The organism is Demequina sp. (assembly GCF_016278765.1).
Classification (GTDB): Bacteria; Actinomycetota; Actinomycetes; order Actinomycetales; family Demequinaceae; genus Demequina.
The window spans coordinates 1-7,397 of record NZ_JADQBE010000067.1 but is presented as its reverse complement, the minus strand read 5'-3'; the positions used below and the strand labels follow the sequence as shown (position 1 = coordinate 7,397).

7 protein-coding genes are annotated in these 7,397 nt (G+C 68.4%); 1 reads left to right on the top strand and 6 read right to left on the bottom strand.

The window, feature by feature from the left end:
- Positions 1–393 precede the first annotated feature (393 nt).
- From tyrS to QZZ29_RS10910, 6 genes are all read right to left on the bottom strand, one after another.
- Entirely contained in the window at positions 394–1,656 is a 1,263-nt protein-coding gene (gene tyrS, locus QZZ29_RS10935; protein WP_291383233.1) for a tyrosine--tRNA ligase, read from the bottom strand.
- On the bottom strand, positions 1,653–2,936 hold the full coding sequence (locus QZZ29_RS10930; RefSeq protein ID WP_291383232.1) for an MFS transporter: 1,284 nt from the start codon (positions 2,934–2,936) through the stop codon (positions 1,653–1,655). The genes tyrS and QZZ29_RS10930 overlap by 4 nt, the downstream gene beginning before the upstream one ends.
- A gap of 106 nt (positions 2,937–3,042) precedes the next feature.
- A complete protein-coding gene (gene menC / locus QZZ29_RS10925) occupies positions 3,043–4,167 on the bottom strand; it encodes an o-succinylbenzoate synthase (protein ID WP_291383231.1) in 1,125 nt (374 codons plus the stop codon).
- A complete protein-coding gene (locus QZZ29_RS10920) occupies positions 4,164–4,961 on the bottom strand; it encodes a hypothetical protein (protein WP_291383230.1) in 798 nt (265 codons plus the stop codon). Before QZZ29_RS10920 ends, menC begins: the two co-directional genes overlap by 4 nt.
- Complete coding sequence (locus tag QZZ29_RS10915; protein WP_291383229.1) at positions 4,958–6,118, bottom strand: M20 family metallopeptidase; 1,161 nt, start codon at positions 6,116–6,118, stop codon at positions 4,958–4,960. The genes QZZ29_RS10920 and QZZ29_RS10915 overlap by 4 nt, the downstream gene beginning before the upstream one ends.
- Before the next feature lie 35 nt (positions 6,119–6,153).
- Positions 6,154–6,783, bottom strand: coding sequence for a uridine kinase (locus QZZ29_RS10910; protein ID WP_291383227.1), 630 nt, complete (start codon positions 6,781–6,783; stop codon positions 6,154–6,156).
- A gap of 89 nt (positions 6,784–6,872) precedes the next feature.
- On the opposite strand from QZZ29_RS10910, the gene QZZ29_RS10905 reads away from it, so the two are divergent.
- The gene (locus QZZ29_RS10905; protein ID WP_291383225.1) at positions 6,873–7,349 is read left to right on the top strand and encodes a YbaK/EbsC family protein; all 477 of its coding nucleotides are present in this window, start codon (positions 6,873–6,875) and stop codon (positions 7,347–7,349) included.
- The last annotated feature ends 48 nt before the right edge of the window (positions 7,350–7,397 follow it).

Here is a 7,397-nt window from a genome sequence, read left to right as displayed (position 1 = left end):
GTTTTGGCATCGACATGTGGCACACTGTTGAGTTCTCAAGGTTCGGACGCGCACCTCATCTACACCCTCTCGGGCCAGATTTGGGGCAACCGTTCTAACTTACTCACCCCGTACCTCTCTGTCAACTCGCCGTATCGGCGCGTCTCCAGTTCGGAGGGGGTTCCCATCGTACCTCGTTCCGGGCGCTTGCGCGACCGATCTTCAGTGCGACAGAAGGTGGCTACCTGATGGAGTTCGCGGGGCCTTTTCAGTCCCCTGCGTGTTCGCTCCGTCGTCGGCAACAGGTGAAACATTACGGCCTGGTTGCGCCGCAAGTCAAATCGCTTGCAACTCGGGCGTGTCGACAGAGTCACACCTGGTAAATATGCACTTTACCGTTTCAGCGCCTGCCACCTACGACGACGCTCTGACAAGTCCGACCGTCTTTTTCCCGCGTCTGAGCACGAACCATCCGCCGGCCAACGTACCGCGAGGATCGAGCACGGCATCCGCGTCGGCAACCTTCACGTTGTTGATGTAGGCGCCGCCCTCCTGGATCGCCCTCCTGGCGGCCGATTTCGAGTCCACGACACCCGCCGCCACCAACGCGTCGACTACCGACGTCGCAGCGGCCACCGACGCCCCCCCGAGCTCCTGCGCGCAGCCGTCGAGCGTGCGCGCATCGAGCGCCGTCAATTCTCCCTGCCCAAACAACGCCCGAGACGCGTCAACGGCACCCTGAGCGGCGGTCTCGCCGTGCACGAGGGACGTCACCTCCCACGCGAGGGTGCGCTGAGCCTCCCGGCGGAACGGCTCCTCCTCCACCTTCGCTTCCAGCGCCTCGATCTGCTCGCGGCTCAGGAACGTGTAGGCCTTGAGCAGCTTGATCACGTCGGCGTCGTCTTGGTTGAGCCAGAACTGATAGAAGGCGTACGGGCTCATCATGTCCGGCGCAAGCCACACGGCACCGCCAGCCGTCTTACCAAACTTGGTGCCGTCGGCCTTGGTGATCAGCGGCGTCGCCAGCGCATGGGCCTTGACTCCTTCGACCTTGCGGATCAGCTCCGTGCCTGCCGTCAGGTTTCCCCACTGATCCGAGCCGCCGGTTTGCAGGGTGCAGCCATACCGTCGGTACAACTCGAGGAAATCCATTCCCTGCATGACTTGGTAGCTGAACTCCGTGTACGAGATTCCCTCCTCGGAATTCAGCCGACGTGACACCGTCTCCTTCGCGAGCATCGTGCCCAGGCGGAAGTGCTTGCCGATGTCCCGGAGCAACTCGATCGCGGACATGTCCTTGGTCCAGTCATAGTTGTTCACCATGACGGCGGGGTGCTCGCCCTCGAAACTCATGAGCGGCTCGATCTGCGCGCGAATCCGCTCCACCCACTCGTGGACCGTCTCCACGGGATTGAGCACGCGCTCCCCCGTCTCGCGAGGGTCGCCGACCAGCCCCGTCGCCCCGCCGACCAGAAGCAACGGGTTATGGCCGGCCTCTTGGAAGCGGCGCACCGTGAGGATCTGTACGAGGTTGCCATGATGCAGACTCGGCGCCGTCGGATCGAATCCGCAGTACAGCGTGACAGGACCCGCGTCGAGGGCCGCGCGCAGTTCGTCGTCGCCGGTGGTCTGTGAGATGAGCCCCCGCCAGGCGAGCTCGTCGAGGAGGTGCGTCATGATGCGCTTATTGTGCCAGGCCGATGCTGGCGCGGGTGATCAGCACGCGTCACCGCCAGCACTGGCACCAGCAGCAACGCCACCACGCCGCCTCCGAGCGCAAGCGTGGCGAAGCTGGTCCCGGCCACGACCACACCGGACAGGACGCCACCGGTGGCGCCAGCAAGGGCGATGAGAAAGTCGACGTTGCCTTGGATACGCGCGCGCTGGGAAAGCGGCGCCGCGCTTGTCACCATGGCGGTGCCCGAGACCAGCCCGAACGACCATCCCAGACCCAACAGCGCGAGGGACAGCACCAACAGGGGAACTGAGGCGGGTGGGCTCCATGCCCCGACCGCGCCGGCGGCCACGAACGTGATGGCGGAGAGCACGGCCACCGTGCCCGCACCCCAGCGGTCCACCAACCAGCCCGACAGCGGTGAGGGCAAGTACATCGCCGCCACGTGGACGCCGATGACGAACCCCACAGCGCCGACGTCATGGCCGTGGCCCTGCATGTGCACCGGTGTCATGGTCATCACCGCAATCATGACCATCTGGGCCACGATCATCACCAACGCACCGGTCGCGATGCCCTTGCTCGCCGTGCGGGCCGCGGCCGGCGTCGGGGCGGGCTCAGGAGAACGCGCCGAAGCGTCGTGTTCACGAGCGCGGGCCAGGACCAAGGGGTCCGGCCGCAACAGCGTCCACAGCACGGCCGCCCCCACTGCGTAGGCTGCTCCGGCCAACACGAATGGACCTGCGAGGGTGGGGATCCCCCACGTGTGCGCCACCCTTCCCATCGCCCCCGCGAGGTTGGGTCCTGCGACCGCGCCCACGGTGGTCGCGACAAGCACGATGGCCACCGCGCGGCCCCGACGATGGGGCGCAGCAAGGTCGGCCCCCGCGTAGCGGGCCTGCAGGTTGGCCGCAGTTCCGGCGCCGTAGATCACCAGGGCGGTGAAGAGCAAAGGAACGTTGTCGTTTACCGCCGCGAGGACCACACCCGCGCTGCCGATCGCTCCGGTGAGATACCCCGCCGCCAATCCGACGCGCCGTCCCAGCCGCTGCGAGAGTCGGCCGATGCCGATGGCCGCCCCCGCCGATCCGACCGTGAACAGCATGGCGGGCAGTCCCGCCAACGAGGTGGAGCCGAGCATGTCGCGTGCCAGGAGCGCACCCACGGTGATGCCTGCCGCCAGGCCCGCTCCGCTGAGGATCTGCGCGACCGCAAGCACGCGCAGCACGCGCGGCTGTTCGGGGGCGTCGCTCAGGTCGGGTGTCGATACGGTCCCCGTCATGAGGCGATCTGCCGCGGGACGCGCATGCGCAGGTGGTTCTTTGAGGTCATGTCTCGCACTATCCCACGGCTCTCTTGATCGGCGACGGTCCGCCGCCCTGGGTGGCTCACAGCGGCAGGTCAACGCTAGCGACGGTAGCCGCTTCGAGCCGCGCGGGGTCGGGAACCGCGGCCAGGCCAGGCGCGTCGGGAATCATGATGTGCCCGTCGACCAACACGAACGGCTCCGTGATGTCCTCCTTGTAGAAGCGTCCCGACGCGGAGATGTCCCCCGTCAGCGTGAAGCCCGGCAAACCTGCCAAGGCGGCGTTCGCGGCCCGGCCGATGCCCGTCTCGAGCATTCCGCCACACCACACCGCGACGCCGTGGGCGCGCGCGATGTCGTGAATGCGGCGGGCCTCGAGGTAGCCACCCACCCGGGACGGCTTGATGTTGATGACCTGGGCGGCGCCCGTCTGAATCGCGTCCGCGGCGGCCGTCGCGGAGACCACGGATTCGTCGAGGCACATGGGAGTGCTCATGCGCTTCGCGAGTTCCGCGTGCTGGCGCATATCGTCCTCGCCGAGCGGCTGCTCGATCAGTAGCAGATCGAAGGCATCCAAACGAGCTAGGTGGGCGGCGTCCACGAGCGTGTAGGCGGCGTTGGCATCCACCTGCAACGGAACGCGAGGGTGTGCCTCGCGGACCGCGCGCACCGGCTCGATGTCCCAGCCGGGCTGGATCTTGAGCTTGATGCGCTGATAGCCCTCATCAAGGTAGGCGGCGACCGTATCCAGCAGCCGCGGGATCGAATCTTGAATTCCCACGGACACGCCCGACGGCACCCGGTCACGCGTGACGCCCAGATAGTCCTTGAAGCTGAGGCCCGCTGCCCGCAACTGTGCGTCGAGCACCGCGGTCTCGAGCATCGCCTTGGCCATCCGGTGGCCGACCACCTTCTCGAGGTGCTCGGAGACCGTCTCCGCCGTGAGGGGTCCCACCGCGCCTGCGGCCACGAGGCGCGGCAGCAAGTGCCGAGCGACCACGTCAATGACGCCCTCGGTGTACTCCGAGGAGTACACCGGCTCCGACAGTGCCCCGCATTCGGCCCAGCCGGTCACCTCGTGGCCGTCGATTGCGGCCTTCAACTCCATCACCAGGACGCGTCTCTCCGTTTGGGTGGAGAACGATGTGGTGAACGGCGTCACCAGCGGAAGCGCCAAGGTGTGCAGTTGGACGCGGCGGATTCTCACAGTGCCTCCATCAGATAGCGGCCGTCTCGGCCCACGGCGGTGGGACGCCAGCCGGCTTCCCACCGTTCCAGCATGGCGTCTCTCAAGGCCGACCTCCACTGTGCGGCCAAGCGCGGGTGGTCGCGTCGCAGCCCCTCGATGTCCGCCGGGACCGCGAGCGAGACGGCCGACGCACCGGGCGGGACAGCGCCGATGATGGGCGCCATATCCTCCCCGACGTCCAGGATCGCGGGCGCGGGGCCGAGATCGCGAGGTGCGCTGGGCAGCGGCGCGTCGAGCGCCCAGCGGGCGAGGATGCGATCGGAGCCCTGACCCGCGTTGACCCCGTCAGTCATCTCGCCATAGAAGTCGACCAGGTAGTCGTCGAGCGCGGCTCCGAGCCTGCGCACGTTGAACGCCGCGTTGCGGGCAACCAGGGGATCGAAGGTCCACGTCATGGCGGCCACTTCGCGGTCGAGACACCAGGCGCGTTGGTGGAGCTTCATCGCCGTGCCGACGCCGCCCGTCGCAAGGCCGGGGACCACGCCGGCCACGTGCGAGTGCATCGTCGCCCTGGCGGGTGGCCCAAAGAATCCCGCCGTGGCGCCGACAATGCGCCCGTTCGCAAAGGCGCCGGCCACATAGTTGCCGGCGTGCGTGAGCGCGGTGAGCAGGGGGCGCTCCATGACGGGCTCGTGCCACACGGCACGCCATACATCGGTGGCGCCGTCCAGCGCGGCGCCGGTCAGGACGCGGACCTCCACGCCTGCCGCGCCGGCGGCGCGTCGGTAGTCCGCCCAAGCATCGACGCTCATGCGGCGTCCGCCTTGAGGAGGTCCTGGATCAGGAGCGCGACCAGCGCCGTGCGGGGGACGATGTGCTCGACCAGGACGTGTTCATCGACGGCGTGTGCTCCCCCGCCAACCGCGCCCAGTCCGTCAAGGGTCGGCACGCCGACTCCCGCGGTGAAGTTGCCATCCGAAGCACCGCCGACGGCGATCTCGGTCAGGCACTCGACCCCTGCGGCTGGCGCCAACGCGACGGCACGGGCGTACAGGCTGGCCGCGCTCGCGCGCTCCATCACCGGACGGTTGATGCCGCCACCGACCTGGATGCGGGAGCCAGCCAGTTCGGGCGGCAGACTCCGGATCGCCTTGTCCACCCGGCGCTGCTCGGCCGCCGTGGTGGCGCGCACATCCACGTCGACACGGGCGCGCGCGGGCACCGTGTTCACGGTCGTGTCGGCCGCAAGCCGCGTCGGCGTCACCGTGGTGCCGTGTGCGGGGTCTGCGAGCGCGGCGATGCGCGGGATCTGGAGGGCGATCTCGATGGCGGCGTTGACCCCCTTCTCAGGCTCGAGCCCCGCATGCGCCGCCTTGCCGATCGCGTCAACCGAGTACAGGGACACGCCCTTGCGCGCCGTCTTGAGCGCGCCAGCGGGACCTGCGGCCTCCAGCACGAGCACGGCGTCACAGCCCGTGGCCTCGGTCTGGATGAGTTCCCGCGACGTCAGCGAACCGATCTCCTCGTCTCCCGTGACCAGCAGGGTCACACCATCCACCGCGGCGGCGCCGTGCGTGTCGGCAAGGGCGGCGATCGCGTGAACGGCCTGCGCGAGGCCCACGACCATGTCGAAGCACCCCGGTCCGCGCATCACGCCCCCCTCCAGTGAGAACGGGTGCGTCTGGAGGGTGCCGAGGGGCCACACGGTGTCGTGGTGAGCCAAGAGCAGCACCCGTCGCGGGCCCGAACCCAGGCGCCAGCGGATGTGCGGGCAGCCGTCGATCACGATCCGTTCCGCGTCCGCCTCAATACCCGCGGCCGAGAATCGCGCAGCCACCACCTCGGTCACGAGGTCGGCGCTCGCCTCGATCGCCGCCCGGTCATCGGAAGGCGACTCGTGGCAAATCAGTCGTTGGGCGTCGGCGAGAAGCGGACCCCGGTGCGCGCGGCAGGCGTCGACGATGCTCACCATGCCATCGTGGCACGGCTCGCGTTTCGCTCGGGTTACCAGGAGCCGGGCAGCCGGGCGTCGCCACTGACCACGGCATCGGCGTCGTGAAGCGTTCCCTCGGCGTAGAGAAACTCATCTTCGGCCTCGTGCCAGGCCTCCCACTGGGGGCGCAGCGCCTCGCCGTCGCGCTCGAGACCGCGCCGCAAACGCTCGGGCCACGGTGCGTCGACGTAGATGACAAGGCTTGCGAACGGGCGGGCCGCCCGTTGCCCGACGCCGACTCCTTCGATGATGAGGTAGGGCCGTTGCGGCACCCGGATGAGGTGCGTGCGTTTGTCGAGCAGCCAATCCCACATCTCGAACGCCCCGCCCACGCCCCTGGACAGGGGCTCGAGAACCTGGTCAACGAGGATCCGATCCAGAACCGGTAGCCCGCCCCAGCCCTCATACATGTCGTCGCCGTGAAGGATCTGGACGGGAGCGTCGTCCGGAGTGGGGTTGTCCGGATCGAAGGTGCCGGGGCCCGCAGACTCCGGGCCGCCCAGGCCGATCGACAGGCGATTCGCCAGCGTGGTCTTGCCACTTCCGGCAGGGCCGTCTATCAGTACCACGCGCGTCGCGCCGCTGAGCGGTTCACGGCGTTGCAGCAGGGATACCAGGTCCGACAACGATGGCTGGGACATGCCAGCAGAATATCGCTCGCCGTCGAATTCCCTAGCGTGGCGGCGCCGTGGCGCGGCTCATCGGCCCGTGGCGGCGCTAGCGTGGACGCATGAATGCGGACGTTCACCCCAAAGTCGCACAGGTCCAAGCCGCGCTGCATGCCGGCGGAGTAGACGTCACCGTGCGCCAAATCGACAAGGCGACGCCCACCGCGCTCGCCGCCGCCGAGTACGTGGGATGCGAGGTGGGTGCCATCGTCAAGTCCTTGGTGTTCATGGCTGACGGCGAACCCATCCTGGTGCTCACGTCCGGAGCACACTCGGTCGACACCGGACTGTTGGCGGGGCGGATCGGCGCCGCCGCGATCACCCGGGCAACGCCCGACGGCGTGTTGGCGGCGACCGGCCAGGTCATCGGCGGAGTCGCCCCCGTGGGGCATCCGTCACCCGTGCGGACGTTCCTGGACGTCGCGCTGCGGGGTTACGACGAAGTGTGGGCGGCGGCGGGCATCGCGGCGTCGCTGTTCCCCCTCTCCTATGCGGACCTGCTGCGCGTGACCGGCGCGACCGAGGTCGAGGTCAACTAGGGCGTGTCTCTGAAGTCATGCGAGCCAGAGCATGATCGCGGCGAGGAC